Annotated in this window: 22 protein-coding genes and 1 pseudogene; 13 read left to right on the top strand and 10 right to left on the bottom strand. The window is 58.3% G+C overall.

Features of this window, described 5'->3' with window-relative positions; translation table 11 throughout:
• Positions 1–2: 2 nt before the first annotated feature.
• From K408_RS0134345 to K408_RS0134360, 4 genes are all read right to left on the bottom strand, one after another.
• Positions 3–992 (bottom strand): glycosyltransferase family 2 protein, encoded by a 990-nt coding sequence (locus K408_RS0134345; RefSeq protein ID WP_024343125.1) that lies wholly within the window; start codon positions 990–992, stop codon positions 3–5.
• Entirely contained in the window at positions 989–1186 is a 198-nt protein-coding gene (locus tag K408_RS0134350) for a hypothetical protein (protein WP_024343126.1), read from the bottom strand. The genes K408_RS0134345 and K408_RS0134350 overlap by 4 nt, the downstream gene beginning before the upstream one ends.
• On the bottom strand, positions 1183–2202 hold the full coding sequence (locus K408_RS39510; RefSeq protein ID WP_024343127.1) for a glycosyltransferase family 2 protein: 1020 nt from the start codon (positions 2200–2202) through the stop codon (positions 1183–1185). The genes K408_RS0134350 and K408_RS39510 overlap by 4 nt, the downstream gene beginning before the upstream one ends.
• A gap of 176 nt (positions 2203–2378) precedes the next feature.
• On the bottom strand, positions 2379–2837 hold the full coding sequence (locus K408_RS0134360; RefSeq protein WP_245265981.1) for a serine O-acetyltransferase: 459 nt from the start codon (positions 2835–2837) through the stop codon (positions 2379–2381).
• A 496-nt stretch (positions 2838–3333) separates the two neighbouring features.
• Between K408_RS0134360 and K408_RS39515 the strand changes: the two genes are divergently transcribed.
• Both K408_RS39515 and K408_RS0134370 read left to right on the top strand, forming a co-directional pair.
• Complete coding sequence (locus K408_RS39515) at positions 3334–4389, top strand: WecB/TagA/CpsF family glycosyltransferase (RefSeq protein WP_155248784.1); 1056 nt, start codon at positions 3334–3336, stop codon at positions 4387–4389.
• Between the two features lie 55 nt (positions 4390–4444).
• Positions 4445–6877 carry a tetratricopeptide repeat protein gene (locus K408_RS0134370; RefSeq protein ID WP_024343130.1) on the top strand — a complete coding sequence of 811 codons (2433 nt, stop codon included), beginning with the start codon at positions 4445–4447 and terminating at the stop codon, positions 6875–6877.
• Here K408_RS0134370 and K408_RS39520 read toward each other — a convergent pair.
• The 3 genes from K408_RS39520 to K408_RS0134385 form a co-directional block, all read right to left on the bottom strand.
• On the bottom strand, positions 6874–8112 hold the full coding sequence (locus K408_RS39520) for a hypothetical protein (protein ID WP_024343131.1): 1239 nt from the start codon (positions 8110–8112) through the stop codon (positions 6874–6876). The two genes, K408_RS0134370 and K408_RS39520, sit on opposite strands and share 4 nt — an antisense overlap.
• A 35-nt stretch (positions 8113–8147) precedes the next feature.
• A complete protein-coding gene (locus K408_RS0134380; protein ID WP_024343132.1) occupies positions 8148–8732 on the bottom strand; it encodes a polysaccharide biosynthesis/export family protein in 585 nt (194 codons plus the stop codon).
• Positions 8733–8862: 130 nt separating this feature from the next.
• Positions 8863–9699: an ExeA family protein gene (locus tag K408_RS0134385; RefSeq protein ID WP_024343133.1), complete on the bottom strand. Its 837-nt coding sequence runs from the start codon at positions 9697–9699 to the stop codon at positions 8863–8865.
• A gap of 264 nt (positions 9700–9963) precedes the next feature.
• Here K408_RS0134385 and K408_RS0134390 point away from each other — a divergent pair, with 264 nt between their 5' ends.
• Positions 9964–11313 (top strand): GumC family protein, encoded by a 1350-nt coding sequence (locus tag K408_RS0134390; RefSeq protein ID WP_024343134.1) that lies wholly within the window; start codon positions 9964–9966, stop codon positions 11311–11313.
• Between the two features lie 13 nt (positions 11314–11326).
• Complete coding sequence (locus K408_RS0134395; RefSeq protein WP_024343135.1) at positions 11327–12133, top strand: CpsD/CapB family tyrosine-protein kinase; 807 nt, start codon at positions 11327–11329, stop codon at positions 12131–12133.
• A gap of 36 nt (positions 12134–12169) precedes the next feature.
• Here the strand turns inward: K408_RS0134395 and K408_RS39525 are convergent, their stop codons facing one another.
• Together K408_RS39525 and epsI are read right to left on the bottom strand one after the other, a co-directional pair.
• Positions 12170–12922, bottom strand: coding sequence for a trypsin-like peptidase domain-containing protein (locus K408_RS39525; RefSeq protein WP_245265982.1), 753 nt, complete (start codon positions 12920–12922; stop codon positions 12170–12172).
• A complete protein-coding gene (gene epsI / locus K408_RS0134405) occupies positions 12923–13621 on the bottom strand; it encodes an exosortase-associated protein EpsI, V-type (RefSeq protein WP_024343137.1) in 699 nt (232 codons plus the stop codon).
• A 265-nt stretch (positions 13622–13886) separates the two neighbouring features.
• Here epsI and K408_RS0134410 point away from each other — a divergent pair, with 265 nt between their 5' ends.
• The 4 genes from K408_RS0134410 to K408_RS0134425 all read left to right on the top strand — a co-directional run bounded on the left by K408_RS0134410 (position 13887) and on the right by K408_RS0134425 (position 16827).
• Positions 13887–14762, top strand: a complete 876-nt coding sequence (locus tag K408_RS0134410) for a hypothetical protein (protein ID WP_024343138.1) — start codon at positions 13887–13889, stop codon at positions 14760–14762.
• 43 nt (positions 14763–14805) lie between these two features.
• Positions 14806–15027: an XrtV sorting system accessory protein gene (locus K408_RS0134415; RefSeq protein WP_024343139.1), complete on the top strand. Its 222-nt coding sequence runs from the start codon at positions 14806–14808 to the stop codon at positions 15025–15027.
• Between the two features lie 75 nt (positions 15028–15102).
• Positions 15103–16005: an exosortase gene (gene xrt, locus K408_RS39530; RefSeq protein ID WP_080655000.1), complete on the top strand. Its 903-nt coding sequence runs from the start codon at positions 15103–15105 to the stop codon at positions 16003–16005.
• A gap of 138 nt (positions 16006–16143) precedes the next feature.
• Positions 16144–16827 carry a metallophosphoesterase gene (locus K408_RS0134425; protein WP_024343141.1) on the top strand — a complete coding sequence of 228 codons (684 nt, stop codon included), beginning with the start codon at positions 16144–16146 and terminating at the stop codon, positions 16825–16827.
• Here the strand turns inward: K408_RS0134425 and K408_RS39535 are convergent.
• Positions 16810–18066 carry a glycosyltransferase gene (locus K408_RS39535; RefSeq protein ID WP_024343142.1) on the bottom strand — a complete coding sequence of 419 codons (1257 nt, stop codon included), beginning with the start codon at positions 18064–18066 and terminating at the stop codon, positions 16810–16812. The genes K408_RS0134425 and K408_RS39535 overlap by 18 nt on opposite strands.
• Positions 18067–18229: 163 nt before the next feature.
• Here K408_RS39535 and K408_RS0134435 point away from each other — a divergent pair, with 163 nt between their 5' ends.
• The 5 genes and pseudogenes from K408_RS0134435 (at position 18230) to K408_RS0134455 (ending at position 22113) form a co-directional block, all read left to right on the top strand.
• Positions 18230–19402 carry a glycosyltransferase family 2 protein gene (locus tag K408_RS0134435; RefSeq protein WP_024343143.1) on the top strand — a complete coding sequence of 391 codons (1173 nt, stop codon included), beginning with the start codon at positions 18230–18232 and terminating at the stop codon, positions 19400–19402.
• A 549-nt stretch (positions 19403–19951) separates the two neighbouring features.
• Positions 19952–20059, top strand: a pseudogene (locus K408_RS44460) (PEP-CTERM sorting domain-containing protein); the annotation flags it as partial.
• 147 nt (positions 20060–20206) lie between these two features.
• Positions 20207–20485, top strand: coding sequence for a hypothetical protein (locus K408_RS42430; protein ID WP_155248785.1), 279 nt, complete (start codon positions 20207–20209; stop codon positions 20483–20485).
• 170 nt (positions 20486–20655) lie between these two features.
• Positions 20656–21606, top strand: a complete 951-nt coding sequence (locus K408_RS0134450) for a PEP-CTERM sorting domain-containing protein (protein WP_024343146.1) — start codon at positions 20656–20658, stop codon at positions 21604–21606.
• Positions 21607–21873: 267 nt separating this feature from the next.
• Entirely contained in the window at positions 21874–22113 is a 240-nt protein-coding gene (locus K408_RS0134455; RefSeq protein WP_155248786.1) for a hypothetical protein, read from the top strand.
• The last annotated feature ends 2 nt before the right edge of the window (positions 22114–22115 follow it).

Consider the following 22115-nt stretch of genomic DNA (forward strand, 5'->3'; position numbering starts at 1 on the left):
CCTCACTTGTACTCGATGATGGTGGGGCCTCGTCCGAGCAGCCGATCCAGGCCAAAGCGGACCATGCCGGTCGTCTCCGCAAATCGACCCATCAGCTCCAGCAGAGCAAGCTTCAGCCGGTCGGGCCCGGGACCCGTCTGACGCGGGATCCGGCGCAGCACCTGGAGCGGGTAGACCAGCAGTAAGGCCAGCCCGGGCGGGCCGACGATCGCGACGCCCGCGGCCGCCGCCATGGGAATCCCGGCCCCCCACAGCCACGCCCGCCGGGCTTCCCACACCCAAAGCCGCTCGGGCGGCGCACCATGCACTTGACTGCCGAGCGCGAAAGCATAGCCGCTGCGCACGTTCCTTCGCCACCATTGGCCGAATCGCGTCATGGCGGCGTCATGCAGCGTCATCTCCGCCTCGATCCGCCAGATCGTCCATCCGGCTCGGCGCAGCCGGACGCATAATTCAGGTTCTTCGCCGGCAATGAAATCGTCGCGATAACCCCCGATGGTCTGCAGGCCGATCGACCGCATCATCACGTCGCCGCCGCAGGCGCGCGCCGGCCCGCAAGGCACGTTCCATTCGGCGTCGCAGACGCGATTGTAGATCGAGCGCTCGGGATAGCGCTCGCGTCGGCGGCCGAAGACGGCGCAGGCATCAGGTCGCTGTTCGAGAAATTCGAGGGCCTGCTGCGGCCAAGCTGGCCCGAGCTCGCAATCGCCATCGACGAACTGGACGAATGGCAGGTTGGGCTCGAGCTCCATGAGCCTGCGAAATCCAGCGTTGCGCGCGCGTGCCGCGGTAAAGCCGCGGCTCATGTCAAGCTCGACCACCTCGGCGCCTTGGCTGCGTGCCCATGCGATCGAGCCATCGTTCGATCCGGAATCTACATAAACAACGCGCGCTGCACCGATGGCGGAGCGCAGGCAGCCTTTCAGGCGTTCGCCTTCGTTGCGTCCAATCGCCACCACGCCGTAGCGCGGTGAAGTCTTTGCCTCGTTCACCGTTGCTCAGTCTCTGGTGTGGCGGGTGGTCGTGAGCTCACGGTCGCCCGCGCACCAACCGCGATCGAATTGGGAAAGACGTCCTGCAGCACGACCGCCTTGGCGCCGATGATCACATTGTCGCCGGCTATCGCCTCCTCGACGCGGCGCAGGCCGACCGTCACTTCATTGCGTATCGGACGTTGCGGCATCATTGCAGAGCGTCTACCCGCACGTCGCCGAAATTCGGCGTGAGTGCTGGGTTGGGCACGTTCTTGAGCTTGAAGCCGGTCAAAAATACACTGTGCCGGATGGAGTCTCTGAGGAGGTGCGGGGCCATATTGTCTGATCGCCCGGTAAGCGCCACACGGAGCTTCCACAGCGTCATGCCCAAGATTAATCCCGCGTCGGCCATTGCTGCGTAAAGCGGACCGTGATTCTTCAGGAAGTAACGTCTGCGCGCCTCGAAGGAATAAGATGGTTGACGCTTGGGGACTTTGACCGTGACGCCGGTCGATTGTCCCACCAAGTGCACCACCCGGCTCTCTGGAACGTACCAGATCGACCATCCAGCCTTGCGCGCGTTGAAGCAAAGGTCGACATCTTCAAAATATGTGTAATAGCCCTCGTCTAGAAGACCAATGCTTCGAAATACGTCGGTACGCACAATCATGCTCGCGCCTGCTGCCCAGTCCGTTTCGATAGCATGATCTACAACGGGGGGAGCCACGACCCATCTTCTAAGCAATCGGCTCACGATCCCCAGTTTGAGATTACCCTCAAACTCACTGATTGGAGATGGAAAGCGAAATGCGGATCGCTGCGGTTTGCCGTCAGGATCTTCCAGGCGACTTGCGGCGATACCGATGCGCGGGTCGCGGTCAATGAAGTCAATGAGTACTTTCAGGGCGTTAGGTCTGACGATTGTATCCGCATTGAGCAGCAGTATGTATTCCGGTGGGTCGGCGGACTGAAGTGCAGGCTGAAGTATGACGTTATTTCCGCCCGTGAAACCAAGGTTCGGATTAACGGCTGTAAGCGAGCACCACCCCCCCCAACCGTTATCCCGAATTGCCTTCTGCAGTTGTTCGACGGCATCGCCGCCAGATCCATTCTCGCAAACAGCGACATGTGTCGGTGGTAACCGCTTGATCTCTGCCGAGAGAGAGTTGAGGCAATCAATCGTTAGGTGAGTTACCTTATAGTTGGCAATGACAACTAATAGCTTCAAGGGCGGCTCGCCTTATCCGAAGGCTGTGGAAAGTACGCAAGGTGGCAAGGTAATTCTTCCATCTTCTATATCTCTATACGGAATTGCTATTTCTCTCAAATACTCGCCGGAAGAACATGGAACTAAGTTAAATTCTAAATTGCCGCACGGCAGCAGGCCGGACCCTTTGCCCGCCGTCACAGCGCCACGTCCCGCAGCGCTTCCGGCCGGCGAGGCTTGATCACGGCCGGCACGCCGATCGCAATCGAGTTCGCCGGCACGTCCGAAAGCACCACGGCGTTCGCCCCGATCACGACGTTGTCGCCGACCCTGATCGGGCCCAGCAATTTGGCCCCGGCACCGATGTCCACGTTGTTTCCGATGTCCGGCGCGGACGGCTCGTCGACCCGCCGCAGGCCGACCACCACGCCGTTGCGTATCCTGCAATTGTCCCCGAACCGGGCATATCCGCTGACGATGATGCCGCCGAAATGGTCGATCACGAAGTTGCGACCGACCACCGCCTCGCAAGGCAGCTCGATCCCGGTGAGGATCTGAACCAGCTTGTAGAGCACCTTGTAGAGCAGCGAGACCGGTTTCCGCAGCAGCCCCGAGCGGATGCCATAGCGCCAGCGCCCGAACCGGTAGACCAGCATGACCCAAAACCCCTGAGCCCCGCAGTCGCGGCCATGCGCCGCATAATCAGCCCTGACATTTTCGAACATTACTCGAGCCAGCCGCAAATAAATCGCTCCGGAACGGTCGCCCGCTCCAATACCAGCCTCGGAGCCTAGCCCGCCGAGCTGTTTCCGTGCAACATTAACCGCCGAACCTGGCCCCGATCAGGCAGCTAAGCTGAGGCAAGGTAAATCGGTTCCAGAAAGCGGCGGCCGCTCAGCATTAATCACCGCGATTAAATCAGCTTCCAGATGTCACACATCGTATGTTAGTTGGTTCAACCAAGACTTTCTGAAGAAATCGAATTTTGGCCGGCTGGTCCGGCCGGTCGACAAAGTCAGTTGCGAGATCTTGATTTTGAGCACCCTGCAATCCGTCCGTCTCGGTCCGCGAGGCGCTTCTCCCGAGCGCTCGGACTCGCAAATCGCCGACGACAACAAGGATCGTCGGGAAGTCGCGCGAGACCTGTACGGATTGCTCGGGCTTCCCGTCGACGCCATCGATTTTCGAAGCCTCATCCGGGCCATGGATGTCGCAGTCGAGAAGCGAAAGCCCTTCCTGATCTCGACCCCGAACGTCAATTTCCTCATCAAGAGCCAGCGGAACGAGACGTTTCGCGCCAGCATGCTCCTGAGCGATCTATGTCTCGCAGACGGCATGCCCCTGATCTGGATCGCGAAGCTCCTGCGGATCCCAATTCGCGAAAGGGTGGCCGGAGCAGATCTTTTCGGGCGGCTCAAGTCCAGAACCGACAAGCGCCTGCGAGTCTTCCTGTTCGGCGGGACAGGGGACCTCGTTGCAACGGTCGGCAAGAAGCTTAATGCGGAGCAATGCGGCCTCGAATGCGTCGGCGCCCTGAACCCGGGCTTTGGATCCGTCGAGGAATTGAGTTCGCCCGACATCATTGCTCAGATCAACGCCAGTGGCGCCGACTTGCTCGCCGTCTTCTTGAACGCAGAGAAGGCGCAAGCCTGGCTGTTGCTCAACCATTTCAGTCTGACGGTTCCAGTCCGGGCGCAGTTTGGCGCAACCATCAATTTCGAGGCGGGCACAATTCGGCGGGCACCACCGCTGCTGCGAAGCACGGGGTTCGAGTGGCTTTGGCGGATCAAAGAAGAGCCGTATCTCTGGCGACGATACTGGGCCGACGGCAAGGCGCTGCTTCAACTCCTCTGCGCCTGCGTCCTTCCGCTGGCGATCGCCACAAGATTGCCGCTGCAACGGGCGGTCTTTGCAATTCAGGTCGGCCATCACGATAAGCGCGTGACACTCAGTCTGTCGGGGAATGCCACCTCGGAACAGGTCGATTCCTTGCTTCCCGTCGTTCGGCAAGCGGCGAAAGAGAGCAGGGCCGTCAACATCGATCTGTCCGACCTCCACCAATTGGATAGCCGGTTTTTCGGTGTGTTGATGGGCATCAGAACGCATCTTGCCCGGGAAGGTCTGCCGTTGACCATCACGGGAGTTTCTCCGCGCCTGCGGCGAATTTTCCAGCTGAACAGGTTTGAGTTTCTCCTGTCCGATGGGTAATCCTGCACGGCACCGACGGCGTCGGCGATCGCGAGCGACAAAATTGGATACCAACATGAGAACTGGTCCTAATCTGAAACCGAGCCTCGGTCGCAGGGCGATCTGGAGATCGTCCGGCCTTGTTCTGGCGGTGATCTTTCTTGCCGGTTGTGGCTCCCCCGAGCAGCGTGCCCAGGAATACTACGAAAGCGGCATGGCCCTGATCGGGAAAAACGATGATCTCGCCGCCAGGTTGGAGCTGCTAAAGGCGGTGAAGTACAAGAGCGACAAGGTTGAAGTGTGGAGGGCGTTGGCCGGCATCGACGAACGCACGAAGGCGAACTCACTGTTCCTTGATTTGCGAAGGATCGTCGAACTCGACCCCAATGACATTGATGCAAGGGTGAAGCTTGCCAGAATGATGGTCGCCGGCGGCGCGGCCGAACCTGCAATCAAGATTCTGGATGCCGCCAATGAAGGCGACAAGCCGAATGCGGCGCTTCATGCGGTTCGCGCGCTAGCTCATGTCAAAATGAACGATCCCGCAGCGGCAATCCGTGAGGCGCAGCGTGCCTACGACATAGACCCGACAAACATCGATGCCGTAACTTTGCTTGCCTCGAAGAAGGTTGCCGAGGGCGATAGCGGCGGCGCCATAAAGATGCTGGATGCTGTTCCGCCACAAGCTCAAGATGCGGACCGGTTGCGGGCCACGCGGTTGCGGATCGATATCCTGGTACGAAAGGGCGAACTCGCGGAGGCCGAAAAGCTGGTTCGCCAGTTGATGGTCGATTATCCGCAGGATGCGTCATATCGCACCCAGCTGATCCAAATTCTTACGGCGCAACGCAAGTTCGATGACGCCGAGAAGGAGCTGCGGGCGCGTGTCGCAGCAAGTCCATCAGACAGCAAGCTTGGGCTGGACCTCGTTCGCTTCCTGAACACGTTCAAGAGTGCCGACGCAGCACGCACGGAACTCGAATCTCGCATCAAGTCCGGCGGTGAGGTGTTTGACTATAAGTTCGCACTCGCCGAACTCGATTTCGTCAAGAGCCGTCAAGGTGATGCGATCGCACAGCTGCAAAAGCTCCTGCCGGAGGTTGCCGACAACCCCGAACGTAAGCTCAAAGTGCAGGTCCGGCTTGCCGAAATGCTTCTCGCGACGGGCGACAAGGCAACGGCGGAGCCGTTGATTTCGGAAGTTCTGTCGAAGGACCGCAGAAACGCCGGCGCGCTCCGCCTTCGTGCGGCGCTAAGTCTTGACAAGGGGCAAACGGATAGCGCTATCGCTGATCTGCGCGAAGCTCTGGCTGACCAGCCGAAATCGCCCGAATTGCTGATCGCGCTCGCGCTCGCCTACGAGCAGAGTGGAAAGCCCGAGCTGGCCGATCGCCAATACGCTGACGCTCTGAAGAATTCAAACCTCAACATCGAAGTTGCCCTCCGATATGTCGCCTTTCTTCAGCGCCGAAGCGATGCCGCTCGGGCCGAGGACGTCTTGACCGAAGTGGTCGCGCGCTATCCGGGCAATCTGCAGGCCCTCTCGTCGCTCGCGCAAGTCAAGCTCAGCCGCCAGAACTGGGACGGCGCCCTTGCGATTGCGACGACCATCGCTGCCCACAAGGACGGCCGGGTCGTTGCCGATCAGGTCAAGGCCGCAGCCTATGCCGGCCAACAGCGCATCGGAGAGAGCATTGCCGCGCTTGAAGACGCTCGCAAGGCCGTACCTGAGGCGATTCAGCCGGCCGTCGCGCTGGCATCCGCCTATATTCGCGCGGAGCGAGCTGCGGATGCAGCGACGGTCTTGCAGGAGATGAACAAGCGCTATCCCGACAATGCCGAGCTCCTGGTCATGCTCGGGCAGACGCAACTCGCACAAAAAAAGGATCAGGATGCGATTGCGAGTTTCCACGAGGCGATCAAGCTGAAGCCGAAGGATCCATCCGGCTATAGCGCGTTGTCCGACTATTACGTCCGGGCCAAGAATTACGATGCTGCCAGCGGAGTGCTGCAGGCCGGCTTGAAGGAGAATCCCCAGAACATTGCTCTGCGGATATCATCCGCCGGCCTTCAGATTCTGAAGAACGACAACGAGGCGGCGATTTCGCAGTATGAGTCGATCCTGAAGGATCAGCCTCAGGCCCAATCGCCGATCGTGGTCAACAATCTTGCCAGTCTGCTCCTCGATACGCGGTCTGACAAAGGGAGCTGGGACCGCGCCGCCGCATTGGCTGAAACACTGAAAGCATCCAACGTGCCGCAATTCCAGGATACGCTGGGATGGGCGCGTTTCAGGCAAGGTGACATCAAGTCAGCGATCACGCTCCTGGAGCCGGCGGCGGCGAAGTTGCGGAACCTCTCGTCAGTTCACTATCACCTCGGCCTCGCTTACGCTGCGGACGGTCAGGCTCAGAAAGCCAAGGAGGAGCTGGACATTGCTGCGAAGCTCGAGCCCGATGGTACCGAGCTCAAGAAAAGCATCCAGGATGCGCTGAAGAAAACGCCCTAATTTCCGTGCGGAAGCACGAGGAAACTGTGCGTGGCAACAAACAGGACGCTGTGTGAGTCGGCGGGGCCCGTGCCGGAGACCGTCGGGGTCCCGGTCAATGGGTCGAAGATCGTCGTTCCTGTGCTCGCGAAGCGATGCTGATAGCGATAGGTGAATTGCAGCGAGACGTCGCGGATCGGAGTGTAGCCGTAAGTGGCGGAGATCGATGCAAAATCGGTGGTGGCCCCGGCCATCTGTCGGTTTCCACTGGCGGAAATGGTCAGGCTCTCACGGCTATTGACCAGATAGTTGACACTGGCCGTAACGGTGTCCCGTTTGATCAGCGAGCCTACAATGCTCGGCCCAACTGACTGGCTGGCAATGACAGACAGCGTCGCGGTCTTCATGAACTTGTAGGTCAGGATCGCATCGGCGATCCAGTCAAGCGAGGTGCTTCCGATCGGCGCGGTCGAGCTCACCCCACCGATTGCTGATGTCGACACACCGCGATCGGTTACCAGGTAGGCGGCGCCGATATTGCCTCTAAAGGACAGCAACGGGGACAGAGCGGTGTCTATGCCCACCTGATTGCGAAAGATGCTCACCTTCGTGCTGAACGCATTATCGTATGCCAGCAACTCGGCTTCGGACGATAGGCTGACCCCGGTCGTCGAACTGACGCCATGCCGCCAGGATCCCCGCCCCAAGGTGTCGGTGAATGCAGTGCCGCCGCTGGAAGGTTCGTAATATGTGCGGGTCGATGTCGCAAATAAGCTGATGCTGTCGCGCGCGTTGAGCGCTCGATCTAGGCCGCCGGCCCCAGTGATCCGATTGAGAAAGCCGCTGGCGGGTGAGACGACGCCAAGGTCATTCAGCAGCGCCAGCGACGTGCTTTGTTGCCGCCAAACTGCTTCGACGAACTCTCGATCGTAGTTGTTCTTTCCGAACTGCTGATAGTTCGCCCGGGCCCCGTAGGAAAGAGCTTCCGTCGCGATTCCTTCGGCCCCCGGACCAAAATACTTCCGGTAGGAGCCATCTCCATTGAGAATGAGCTTGGATGTCGGAGTCAGAGCCTCCGCTGTCCCTGTGATCGTGGAGTACGAGCCGAGCGAACCGGCCGGAGATGACCTCAAGAACTGATTGCTGTTGAGCTCAACGGTCTGGCTTTCGGAGGTCCTGAGCGACCAATCCCAAGCGAACGCGGTCGCCGGAACCAAGCCGAACGAAATGGAGGCTGCAATCGCAATCCTCTTCACAATAAATCCCGCCCCCGGGTGCACTTAATCGGGTCTCAGTCGAAGAACCCTCGCTCCGGAACCATGATCACGTCGCCGGCTCGCAAAGCGATGTTGCCTTCGAGATCGGCGCCCGCCTCATAGGCCCTGTAGTTGAAGACGTAGATCGTCTCGTCGCCGCCGGGAGCGCGCCGACGCACCTGAATCCGCTTTTTCGCGGCATAGGGACCAAGTCCCCCGGCAAGTGATATGGCTTGCATCAACGTAGTCGGTTGCCGGACCACATACGGCCCCGGCCTCAGAACCTCTCCAGTAATGAAGATCTTGGGCTTCAGGTCTTCTTCCGGAATGTCCTTCGGGGCGCTGACCAAGGCGACCGTCACGTCCAGCGCGTCGTCCTTGTAGTTCGGCTTCAGCTTTGCCTTGAGCATGTTTTCGACGGCGAGGGGTGTCAATCCACGAGCCCGGATGCGCCCCGCTAGCGGAAAGGCGATCTCTCCAAGCGGGTCGACGACCACATTGCGGTCCAGTTTCGGGTCCTGCAACACGGTGATCGAGAGAGTATCGCCGGGTTTGAGCGTCTGTGAGGGGGCGGGGGTGGCGAAGATCGCCATCATCAGTGCCAGCAGAACCGTCCGCATTGTTGGCTTCCTCTTCGCGAAGGGCGCAGATGCGCGAAGTAAATGGTTAATCCTAATCTTTGCTGAACAATTCAAGCCAAGACGCCCCTTGGACCAGGGTAACGCTCGGAAACTAATGGCTCTCAGCTACTTAGGGAACCCGAGAGAGCTGCTTTACGGGAAAAATGCTATACTGTTGCTTGTCTGCAATAACATCCCGGACCAGCTGCTCGCCAATGATCTTTTGGTCATTGGCGAACCCGTAAACGAGGGCCGTATCGCATAGCACGTTGATCATTCGAGGAATTCCGCCGCTCGCCGATCCGATCAACGCGCAGGCCTCCTGGGTGAAGAGCGGGCGGGGCGCGCCCACAGCCTGAAGGCGAAAGCCGATATAGTTGGCAACTTCGAGGGCATCGAGGGGCCGCAGGTGGAAGTCGGACGAGATTCGCTGGGCGAACTGGTGCAGCTTGGGAAGAAGAAGCAAGTCTCGCAACTGCGGCTGGCCGATCAGAATAAGCTGCAGAACCTGGAACTTGTCCGCATTGATGTTGGAAAGCATCCGGAGGTGCTCAAGCGCCTCAGGCTCGAGATTCTGCGCTTCGTCAATAATGAGGACCGTACGTCGACCAGTGGCGTATTGCCCGTGCAGGAAGTCTTGTAAGTTTTTGAAAAGATGTGGATAATTGCCATCGAACGGCTGCCCTAGAGCCATCAGAATCCACTGCAGCAGCTCCTCGCGGCCCTGCGGCGAGCTGGAGATCAATCCCAGCGTCAGCGTTGGGCTCAGCTTCTTGAGCAGATGTCGAACGAGGGTTGTCTTGCCCGAACCGATCTCGCCCGTAATGACGGTAAAGCCGGCATTGTTCATGATGCCGAACTCCAGCATCGTGAACGCCATGGAATGCATCTTGCCCCAATAGATCAGGTCTGGGTCGGGCAAAATCGTGAATGGCTTCTCGCGCAGTTGGTAAAATGACTCGTACATCCCGCCGTTCCGACTTGGCCGCCTTATGTCTCAACCCGGGAGAGCCAACTGTCCAGGCGCTCTCAGTATTGAACGAAATTGCCGAAAAGCACGACTCACGATCAGCATTAAGGCTGACAATTCAAAACCTTCTCGCGGCTTATTATTTAATGGGCCTCCATGCAAATTCGATGCTAAGGTCCAAAAGACTGATTGCAGACCGACCGAGTTCAACGAGCGGCTTTCACGCTTTGCAGATCGTACCAACTGGATTCCACAACACGTATGCTGCAAAAGATTGATTTTGAAGACAGTTTTGACGGTCCGCTCGAGCAGGACAGGTCTCATCTGTTGCGGCCTTCATACTACCTGGACATCCTTAGACGACGTTGGCTCGCTTTCATCTTGCCGGTGGTCTTGATCGCGGGGGCGGGAACCGCAGCCGTACTGATCTGGCCTCCGACCTATCTTGCCGAGGGCAAGATCCTCGTTCAGTCGCAGCAGATACCCACCGAGCTCGTGCGGCCGACGGTGACGAGTGCCGCGCAGGAGCGAATCCAGGTCATTCAGCAGCGCACGATGACGCGCGACAACCTCATTGCGATCGCTGACAAGTTCCAGCTCTTTCCGGATAAGCGCCCGCTGATGTCGGTCACCGAGTTGGTCGACCTGATGAAGAAATCGACCAAGATCGCGCCGGTGGATCCGATCCTGGACTTCAAGCAGCGGTCGCGGACCGACAATCCGACGATCGTCTTCTCGGTTGGATTCGAGTACGGCGATCCTGCCGTTGCGGCTCGTGTTGCTAACGAGTTGATGACGCGAATCTTGAATGAAGATCTTCGCGATCGAACCAGCCGCGCGACCGATACGTCGCGCTTTCTGTCTCGCGAAGTCCAGCGACTGCAGACCGAAAATGCGGCACTCGATGCGAAGATCGCCCAGCTCCGCATCGCTCAAGGCAAGCCGGCGACGGCGTCGGGGCAGGATCAGCCGACGAGCACGCTTGCCCAGATGAAGGCAGAGCTCATTCAGAAAAATGCGCTCTATTCCGACAAGCATCCCATGATTCAATCGCTGAAGCGCCAAATCCAAGCGATGGAAAGCGTGGCTCAAGCGCCGGCAAGCGGTGGAAACGACGCTGCTACAGCGGCAAGCCTTGATGCGCTCGTCGCCCAGCAGGAAGGTCTGCAGAAGAACCTCGAAGCAGCCACGGCCAAGTTGATGGCTGCGCGGATGGGCGAGAACCTCGAAAAGGATCAGCAATCTGAAAAGCTCGAGGTGATCGAGCAGCCGACCGCGCCTCAGGATCCCATCAAGCCAAAGCGACCGAAGTTGCTGGCCCTCACCCTCGCGTTTGCGTTCGCTGCCGGCGCGGGTTTGACCTTCCTGCTTGAGCTGACGGACAAGGCAATTAGGCGCAGCAGTGATCTTTTCACGATCGTCGACGGCCGTCTCCTCGTTCCAATTCCATTTATCGCTACGAAGTCCGAATTGCGCCGGCAGAAATGGCGCAGGATCGCTGCGGTTGCCCTGGTGGTCGTCGTTACGGTGGGCCTCCTTGGGGGGGCTTACTTCTTCATGCCGCCGATCGACCTGATGCTCGCAAAGGCTCGGGCGGGACTGTTCCGCTAATCAAGAGGTTCCCATGGACTCGATCAAGCAGGCTGTGGAGCTGGCGCGTTCCGGCGACAGTCTGGCACAGCAGGAGCTCATCGGCGGATCGACACCGATCGCGGGCCGGCATGAGTCGACGATCGTGCGCGACGTCCGGCTTGACGCGGACCATCTCGAAGCCAATCGCATCGTGGCTTTCGCGACCGGCAGCGAAACGGGCCGCTACTACGATATGCTGCGAACCCAAGTGCTGCAGGAGATGGACAAGAAGAACTGGCAGTTCTTGGCCGTTACGTCGCCCACGGCTGGATGCGGCAAGACCGTGACGGCGTGCAACCTGGCGATGAGCATCGCTAGGCTGCCCGAACGATCCGCACTCGTCGTGGACCTCGATTTGCGCAAGCCGATGGTCGCGAACTATCTCGGATTGCCGCGCACAGGCGGTGTTATCAGTGTTCTCGACGGACAAGTGCCGATTTCATCGGCCGTCATTAAAGCGGGGGTCGGACCGAACAGCCTGTTCGTATTGCCGGGCTCGGGGCCAACCTCCGGATCGTCCGAGTGGATGGCATCCCAAACGATGACGGCCTTGCTTCAGGCCATCAAGCGCGAGTTCCGCTCCAACACCGTGATCTTCGATTTGCCGCCAATGCTGCTCGGCGATGACGTGATTTCGATCCTGCCTCGCATGGACGCGGTGCTGCTCGTGGCCGGCGTCGGAAGCTCATCTCTCTCCGACATCAAAGAATGTCAGAAACATCTCGAACGCGTTCCCGTCGTACGGGTCGTCGTCAACAAGGTGTCGGAGAAAATCGATACCTACTACGGATACTATTAGCCGTCCTGCCGCGTGATTGACAGTCAATTCGACTTCTTATCGCGGGTCGAACGTTCCTGGGGGTACGAAAGCAGCAATCTCAGCCGCGGGCACAAAGTACTTTGCGACGTCGTGAGTCTCTTCCTTACGGGTTACCAGATTGGTTCGCTTCTGACTGATCTTGCGACTCATGATGCCAAGCAGGCATCTCTGCTTTACTTCGAAAACCCCTGATCCCGAATTGCCTGTTTTGGCGACGTCGACGATCGCCGTGTTGAAGCGTCGTGCTCCGAGGGGAATGCGCTCGGGAGCGATGATACGGGAGCGAACGGCAGCCTCGGTGGTGACGGTGACGACTTCCTGGCCGGGCCGAGGAGGGGCGTCGCAGAGGCGCATGCGTCTGAGCCGCAAGCGCAGCGGCAGCAGGTTTTCTTCGACTGCCAGCAAAGTCAGGTCAGTTGCCTCAAGCCGGCCTTCCTTGACGACCCGAGTGGGATACTCACGATCACCGATCGAGACTTTCGGTCGCGTGAACCAGGTTCTTCCGGCGACGTGAGCCGCCGTCAAGAAATTGCCGTGTCCCAGATAGATCCCTTGACCCGGCCCCCATGTCTGCATGGGCGTCTGGTGGATGTTGACCGCGTACGCGATAAGGGTCTCATCGACCGTCTGCGCCGTCGCGCTGACAATTGCTCCCTGCATCATCAGGGATGCAGCGAGGGCAATGAATATCTTCTCCGCCCCGTGCGTTCCGGAGCGAACCTGTCTGGCTCCGTTAGCGCTCCCTGCCGATCGCTTCGTCGAAGACAATCAGGAATGCTCCAGGAAAAAGCCTCTCTCCTGGGCAGGCAACGCCGTCAACAAATCCGTGATGAACTGATCCTGCAGCTTGAAGGAAGCCTCCTTGCTGAGGCCAATTGTCGAAATCCTGAACAGGGCCCCATCCGGAATGATGCCGCGCAACCCGTATTTCAGCCGGCTGAGTTGATTGTCTACGACGCCGTTGGAAATGTCGTTGCCGATCTTCATCCAGTAGGTGATCGGCTCATAACGGGACTCCCGCTCCGCAATCAACCTTGTGACTTTCAAGGCGCCGCCGGAATAGTTCAGGTTCGAGCTGTTCTTGTTTGACACCCGAAATCCATTGGCAGTGTAACAGATCTCTGGACGGTGAGCCTTTAGCTTGTAATTTTGTACGGGTCCGTAGGCCACCAACAGCATGACGATGTTGCCAGCGCCATCCGTGTAACCGCGCGCCACTTCCTGGCTGTAGACTTTCGCGGCGAGTGGATCCGGCGGCTGGACGTAGGCTTCGGGATCCACCGGCTTCACTGGACTGATTTCGGGGACAAGTTTCCACGTGCCAAACTGCTTGGGAATGACGGTTTCGAGGCTCTGGGACGCCGCGGTACGAGCCATTAATTTGCGCGGTGCGAAGACCTCCGCAGCTATCGCGGTCCCGGCAATTGCGATCGACGCAAGAATAACTCCAACGCGGTTCGATCTCATCCTACAACTCCCTGTTTGGAAGATTGTTAGCTGTCTCAAGGCATCAAATAAAGGGCGAAGACGCTGAATTTTCTCACAAAAACGTCACGGAAGTGCTTTTTGCCGCGCATTTCTGAGTTAATCTAAATATCAGATTTTCAACTTGTCGGGGCGGACCGTCTCGACGGCCGGACGATCGCCAATTACTGATGCATTTCAATCTCCGATCAAGCAAGTCCAGCTTGGCTTGCCATCATGTTAGCTGACTAGAAACACGGAGCGTCGGGTGAAAAGACTTGCCTATCTGCGCAATTGGGGTGTCGTTCTCTTCCTGACTATTTCCGGGCTTGCGCTGGCTTCGTGCGGTCAGCAGAGCGGCGAAAAGGCTGCTGCAAAAGGTCAGGTGGTTGCACGCGTCGGCAACGAGGTCGTTACCATCCAGGAACTCGACAATGAATTCCGGCTGGCCGGCGTCGCCCCGGAGAAGCAAAAGGATCCAGAAGTCTTGAAGCGAGTTCTGGGCGACGTCGTTGTTCGCAAGTACCTGATGCAGCAAGCGATGACCGCGAAGTTGGACCGCGAGCCCGGAGTCTTGCTGGATCTGTTGCGCGTGAGGGAGCAGGTCCTCGGCAATGCGCTGCTCACTCGCGCAGCGAATGCGAAGGCACCCAGCAAAGCCGACATTGATCGATACATTGCGAAGAACCCATGGAAGTTTGCCGATCGCAGGCTTTTCAACGTGGACGAAATCATCATTCCGCTTTCACCGGCGGCGCAGGCTTTCGTGAATGCGAACAAGGACGCGAAGTCTCTTGATGAAGTGCAGCAGCAATTGACCGCGAGCGGCATTCCGCACGCCCGTCAGCTGGGCGCGTTGTCGAGCAGCGATCTTTCCGAGGAGCTCGTCAGTCTGATCCGGAAACGAAGGGACGAGGACATCTTCTTCACCAGGGTCGGTTCGAACGGACGATTTTTCAAAGTGAGGGCCGAGGAAGCTCGTCCGATCCAGGGCGATGCGGCCGCCAATCTGGCGCGGCAGATCATGCGGGCTGATGTGCTTGCAGCCGAGTTGGGCCTGGCAACCTACTCGGCAAAACTTGAGGCCAAGTACGAGGGCGACTACGCGGATCTCATGAAGCAGGGTGATGCGAAGTCACAGTAAGGCGCTTTGCCGCTCAGCGCTTTCCGTTTTCAGCGTAAGAAACATGGCAACATTATTCGACGTCGTTACTGTGACAAGCTTTGTCGGGTTGGCAATTGCGTTCTTTCAGTTCTCCGACCGCGAGATCCGGACGCTCCTGTATTTCATGGTGTCGGCTATCGTCCTTGCTGTCGCAAACCAGGTCGGCAATGCCGGGCACTATATCTTCGCCGGGATCTTGGTCCTGGCGGGGATAGGATTTGCCGCACTAGTGATCAGGAGATAGTTGATTGTTGGTCCCGGCAGGGGATGATAGTTTAAGGCCAGTGGAGTTGATATTTAATCATAGAGCACGCAATTCATGACTGATATCCATATCCGCAGGACGCTTGGAACCGGTTTGTCTGCATCCGTTTTGGGGCCGGTCCTGATGGGAGTCGCCATACTTGGCGCCTACATCCCCACCATTCGTGGCCTGATCAATGGCCCATGGCAGACTGAGCAAGAGGGACACGGCCCTCTCATTATCGCTGCGACGTTGTGGCTGGTCTGGCAGGCTCGGGAGCGCCTGATGCGCGCGAAGATCGCCCCGGCACCGGTCATGGGGTGGGCCATTCTGACTGTCGGATTGGTGTTGTTGTATTTGTCGCGCCTGCAGCAGGGTCTGCTCACGGTCGAGATGGGCTCGATCCTGCCCGTTATCGTCGGATCAATCCTGATTTGCGCCGGCTGGCCGACGTTGAGGGCCTTGGCGTTCCCGCTGACATTCTTGGTCTTTGCCGTGCCGATGCCCGACTGGTTGGTCGATGCAATGACCGTTCCGCTGAAGGTGTTCATCTCCGACACGGTCACCCGAGTTCTCTACGCGGTCGGTTTCCCGATCGCGCAGAATGGAGTCATGATCATGATCGGGTCGTATCAGCTCCTGGTCAAGGATGCTTGCTCGGGCATGAACTCGATCTTCGCCTTGTCTGCCATCGGCGTGTTCTATGTCTATGCCTTTCGCTGGAAGGATAAGCTGCGCAGCTTTCTTCTTCTTCTGGCGATCATTCCAATTACCATTCTCGCCAATTTCTTCCGCGTTTTTGCGCTGGTCCTGATGGCGTATTATGGCGGCCCTGATCTCATCGAGGGGATTGTTCACGATCTGACCGGGATTAGCCTGTTCGTTTTGGCGCTTCTGCTGTTGTTTGCCTTTGATGGTCTTCTCGGGGGCATTGGCAGTATCGCTATGAGGTTCCGACGCAAATCGGCCGCAGCGTGACCCGTACGCAACAGACTTCGCGCGAGGTTCGGCCCGGCGTTCGGAGGGGCACCTGAGTCCAACGCCGAAGCTTCGGAGCCGCGTCTGGCCAGGCGCAGCCTCCCACAGTCCACGCCGCTCGCGGCCTGCGACCCGGCCATGAGTCAGACTTACGCAATCCCGGACCTCCACGGCCGGCTCGATTTGCTCGAGTTAGCAACGTCTCGAATTGCCGGGCACGCGGGTAGCCAAAGGGCGCGCGTCGTGACGCTCGGAGACTATGTTGACAGGGGACCCGATAGTCGCGGCGTGATCGAGTTCCTTATGCAATGGCGGTTTCCAAATCTGCAACTGGTTGCCCTGAAGGGGAATCACGAGGCAATGATGTGGGAGGCCTGCAATAATCTCGTCGAAGCAGAGTGGTGGTTGGAGAATGGCGGCAAGGAAACGCTGTTATCCTATGGCCTAGGTACTTCCCCCGGCTCGCTTCAAGGTGTCATTCCGCCCCATCATCTTGAATGGATCGCAAGTCGTCCATCCTTCTTTGCCGATAAGAAGCGGGTGTTTGTCCATGCAGGAGTCGATCCAAGGCTTCCGCTCGATCAGCAGAACGAGCGTACGCTTCTATGGAAGCGATACCCGAAAGGTTCCGAGTCAAGGCATCGCGGTCGCCACGTCGTCCACGGACATCATGCGAATCAAAGCGGCCCCATCACGTCCAGAGACAAGACAAACCTGGATACCATGGCCTGGAAGACAGGGCGTCTTGTCGTGGGCGTGTTCGCCGACGAGAGCCCCGGAGGAGCAGTCGAGTTTCTCGAGGTGTCAGGACGACCGCTCTGATGGTTTGGACCGAGCCTCGGTTGAAACTTCTTTCTTCGAGGTGGCCAGGAACAGCTTGGCCAGATGCTGCGCCTCAAGATCGATGGCGTGGAGTCGGGTGACCTTTGCGCGCGCGTTTTCCCCCATACTCTCGATTTGTGCGTCGGAGCACTGAAGGCACTCTCGTATGGCGGCTGCGAGGCAGTCCACTTCTCCTGCGGGAACGAGCCAGCCATGCCTGCCGGGCTCAACCAGTTCGGGAATGCCTGCGACGAAGGTGCTGATCACCGGCCGTCGCAATGCCATGGCCTCCATGAGGACGACGGGGAGCCCCTCCGCGAAGCTTGGCAGGATCAGCGCTCGTGAGCCCAGGATCTGTTCTCGCACCTCGTCGCTTGTGATCCAACCCGTGATCCTGACCCATGGCTGCAATCGAAATTGCGCGATGGCGCGCTCGATCTCACCTCTCATCTCGCCGTCGCCGGCGAGAACGAGTTCGAACTTGATGCCGTCGTCGATCAATTGCTTCGCGGCCTGCAGCAGCAACAATTGTCCCTTCTGCTCGGAAAGCCTTCCAACGCAAACAAGCCGGGCGATTTCGGCAGGGCGCCTCGTGGTATCGTGCTCGTAAAACGCGGGCTCCAGACCGCATCGCACAACCCGGATCTTCTTCCATTGATCGTAGCTGACTTGACGGAAGAGTTGGCTTCGCCCGAAGGAGCTGATGGCAACAACGAAGCTCGCGCGCCTTATCTTCTCGGCAAGACCAATGAAGCCGGCCTTGTCGAACTCTTCCGGACCGTGCGCCGTGAAGCTCCATGCTGGTCCTCCCAACACGTGCGCCAACATGGCGACCTCGGCAGAGTTGGTTCCAAAATGGGCGTGAAGGTGTTCGGCGTCCTCAGCCCGCAGTAAAAGATAGATCAGGCACGCCTCGACCAGATAAACAACATGGACAGGAAGAGGACGTTCTGACCGTCGTCCGACCTTCCACACGAGGGCAAAGGCCTTCATCATGTGAACGGGGCGAGTGAGGAACACACGACAAAATGCGGTAAGGAGCGCCGTGCTGCCGCGCTGGAGGACGAAATGTGTATGCTGCGCCTCGATCTGATCTTCGGGGCTGAGTTGTTCTTCGTTTCCGCCTCGAATTGAGATGCGCAAGACTTCATGTCCTTGACGCTCGAGTGCAAGAATCTCCCTGCGGATGAAGCTGTGGCTGACCGCCGGGTACCGATTGACCAGATAGGCAATTTTCATTGATCGATCTTAGGTTGTCTTCGAGCTGTGCATCGGAATTTGACTGGCGCGCAGGCTGATTTGTACTTTTGGGCTGGCGTCAGCCGGTTGTTCGGGGCTTGTTATGTCTTGACCTCAGAATTGGCAGAGCCATCAGTATCCTTGGCTCCGTGGAAATCAATGGATGACAGTATTTCTTGTTGCCTTAGCCGTTTTGACGTTGATCCCCACGCTGGTCCTCCTCGTCGAAGTGTTGGGGGCGCTGCGAACTCGCGACGAGGCTCAGCGAGAACGCCGCGCCAGGGGGGGACCGGTCGCGGTGGTGGTGCCGGCTCACAATGAGAGCCGCGGCATTGTTCCGACGATTGAGGATGTCATTCCCCAGCTGAGAGGGTGCGATCGCCTGATCGTCGTGGCCGACAACTGCACCGATGACACAGCGAAGGTCTCTGTCGAGCACGGTGCTCAAGTGCTGCCGCGCGACCAGCCTGGCCGAAGGGGCAAGGGCTACGCCATGGCCTGGGCGATAGCGCATCTGGAGGATGATCCACCCGCGTTTGTTCTATTCCTGGATGCCGATTGTCGACTGGAGGCGGACTTCCTCGAAAAGGCACTCAACTGTTGCGTTGAAGGGAAAGGGCCCGTTCAGGCGCTTTATCTCATGACGAGTGCCGCGGGATTTCAAGTCGACCGGCGCGTTGCGGAGTTTGCATGGCGCCTGAAAAATTGGGTCCGGCCGCTTGGGCTCCGCTACTTTGGTAGACCCGTCCAATTGATGGGCTCGGGGATGATGTTTCCCTGGGAGGTGATCAAATCCGCACCTTTGGCGAGCGGTAACATCGTCGAGGATCTAAAGCTGGGATTGGACCTCGCGTTGACCGGCATGCCCGCCCGCTTCCTCCCGGAGGCCCGAGTGACCAGTGAGTTCGCGGCGACAGAGCGAGGCCTTGAAAGTCAGCGGAAGCGTTGGATCGACGGACATTTGGCTATGATCCTGGACTACGTCCCACGGCTGTTAGCAGCCTCAATCACCAAGCGCGACCCTGACCTTCTGATTCTTGCCCTCGATCTGCTGGTACCACCTTTGTCGCTACTCCTCACCGTGGCTGTAGGTGGCGCGATTCTTGGAAGTGCTTACTGGTTTTTGGTGGGGCCGCTGCTTCCAGCGGGTTTGGCCCTGCTAAATCTCTCTCTGTTGATCGGGGCGCTTGCGTTGGCTTGGTTCAGGTTCGGTCGCGACGTCCTGCCAGCTGTGCAGATTCCCTCCGCTATCGGCCAAGTCTTCCATCGTTTGCGCCTTCTTGTGCGGCGCAATCGGTCAGAATGGGTGCGCACGGACCGAGGTCGGCCAGACTAGATCAGCGATGGTCGACGGCACGGTCGCGATTTAACTATTCTGCGGCGGTGATTATTCTCATGGGTATGACAAGGGATTAACCAATGGGGCGCCGTCCGCACTTCGAGGCTGGCCGGTTTCATTGTGTCGTGCACAATCGGGCGTGTGCAACGCAAAATCATGGTTGACAAATCATGGTTCCACGAGTGATGAATAAGTATTAAATTCTTGGAGGTTGGAATGTCTTCCCTTAAGCTTGTCTTGGCTGCAGTACTCGGTCTTTTCTTGGTGGCTGCACCTGCGCAGGCAGCGGTTGTTCTCAGTGGCGGAAGCGTAACTGTCGAAGCTGGTACACCGACCTCCTTTGACGTATCGCTCCCCTTCGATTTCTCGTTCGGTGGCTGGAGCTTCAACGACGGCATTCATTCCGTTTCGGGTTTCTTCAACGGCTCCACCCTGAGCTTTGGGCCCTTCGCTTACGCCAATGGTTCTTATAACTACACTTTCTCTTACGGCGGTGTGTTGGCTAGCGACGGTTCGTCTTACTCCTCGAATATCACGGGTGTGATTACTGCTGTTCCAGAGCCCGCGACCTGGGCGATGATGACGCTCGGCTTCCTCGGTCTCGGTTTCCTGGCCTATCGTCGTCGCGCAGGTTCATCGCTGCGCATCGCTTGATAGCTTTCTGTCAGAAGACTGATTGGAAAGGCCGCCGGATGGCGGCCTTTCTTTTGCCTTCTCTGAGGAGCGCGACGTAGGCTCGCCGGTATGAGCTGCTCACCGTTGGAGATCCGGGGAGGGTTTGCTTGCCGATGGCTGGCACGAATGGTGGTGGCCTTTTGCCTGTCGGTCGGCTGCTTATTCCCCAGCACCGAAGGTTTTTCCCAGGCATCCAATCGAATCACACGTCCGCCGCCGAGCGTTGAAGAGAGTCAGGCGCTGGCTGTCGAAATCGCCAAGAGCGACGGTCTTCTCCGTCCCGGGGATATCATCGTGACCCCACGCGGTTTTCTGATGTTTAAAGGCGTATCCGCGGATGGCTACTCGAATGAATTCCACCCCGTCCCCAATCCTTTGAACCAAAATCGTGCTGGGAAGAACTAAGGGCATGCGGAAATGCGCGAGCTCGGACGGCGAGCCCTTAACTTTACCATGCGGACTTTTAGGAAAAATTATGCTTGAGGTCGTGTAAATTAACGACAAGCCCGTTGGAAACAGGCTAATGATGGATTTAAGAGCCCTGTTCGAGGGGCCCGGATGCCGGAGAGTTTTGAATGCTACGCCGCCCGTTTTCAATCGCCGCTTTTCTCGTCTCGGCTTTTGCCTCATCGGCAGCTTCGGCCGGTCTCGTGACCGTGACGAGCTATGACATGCCAAACGGAAATGGCGCTGCCCAGTACACGACCCCGACAGGCGGCCAGAACTATTTCGACTTCACTTACACCAAGACCGGGCAGTCCACTCCCGCTGCCAACGCCGGCCTGAACGGTTCTCCCAACTCGGTCCCGAACAATTCCAACGCAACCAACATCCTGACCGGCGGCACCGGAAAGTTGACGGACGGCGTCAAAGCGACTGACAATTTTTCGCTGGTCAGTGGATCGGACGGGACGATTTCGAACGGCTGGACCACGGCCGCGTCGCCATACTACGGCTCCCTCAACGGCCAAGCCAGCCAATACGTAGGATGGAAGTACCAGGATCCGACGATCGTCTTCCATCTGGCGAGCGGCTCGATGGTCAGTCAGATCAATCTGTACGTCGCTGCGGATGGCTCTGGAGGCCTGGTCGGAGCTCCCGGAAACGTAGCGCTCACCATCGGCTCGATGCTGCTCGACCCCTCTCAATACACCCAAGTCATCTCACCATACACCGGAGACAATCCGTATAGCTCGAGCACGGCATTGATCACGATCACCTTGAACCAGGCGATCTCGTCGAGTGAGCTTTTTGCGCTTCAGCTGTTCCGTGGCCCTTTGTTGCAGGATGGCTATGACTACGAGCAACAATATCGGGATCCGAACACCAATGAGTTCAATGATCCTCTGAGTGGTTTCCTGGAGAATGCATGGGACCCGAAGCTCGAACCTTGGATCATGTTGAGCGAGGTCGAGTTTCTGGCGGCGGTACCTGAGCCTTCGACTTGGTTGATGATGATCGCTGGCTTCCTCGGTATGGGAGTGCTGGCTTTTCGTCGCCGGCAGCACTTCGCGGCAGCTCGGTAGCGTCCGACCGATCATAGTCCGCCCGTGACGAGTACGGTGATTCGGCGCGCGATTCCTGTTCCTTCTCATGTCTGCAAGCGTCGTTCGCCCTGCGAGCGGCGCCCACGCCGCGTGAGGCCCTCGCCGGACATGCGTTGCCCGCCAAATTGAGATCTCTCTCTGCGGCAGAGAAGTCACTCAAGACCGAAATTTGAAAAGAAGCGCTGCTTCTGCTTCAAGACTCAGGGAACTCGGTGCTAGGTGGATACGCTGGCACCGGAGAGGGACATGTCCATTCAAACGCCTGAGTCGATCACGTGCGTGCTGCTTGCGGCTCTCAATGCCGCTGACGATGTCGCCAACTGCAACTCGGATCCGATGGGAGCGATGAGTGCCGAGGCGGCGTCCGTTGCAACAACCTTGGCCGAGCTGGTCAAGGTGCAGGTCTCGGAGACCACCGACGACAGCCAGAATCGGTTCGCTGCGACAGTATGCGCGAGCATGAACAGGCTTAGATCTGCATCTTGACG

It is taken from the genome of Bradyrhizobium sp. in8p8 (assembly GCF_000426845.1).
In the GTDB taxonomy this organism is placed as follows: Bacteria; Pseudomonadota; Alphaproteobacteria; order Rhizobiales; family Xanthobacteraceae; genus Bradyrhizobium; species Bradyrhizobium japonicum_C.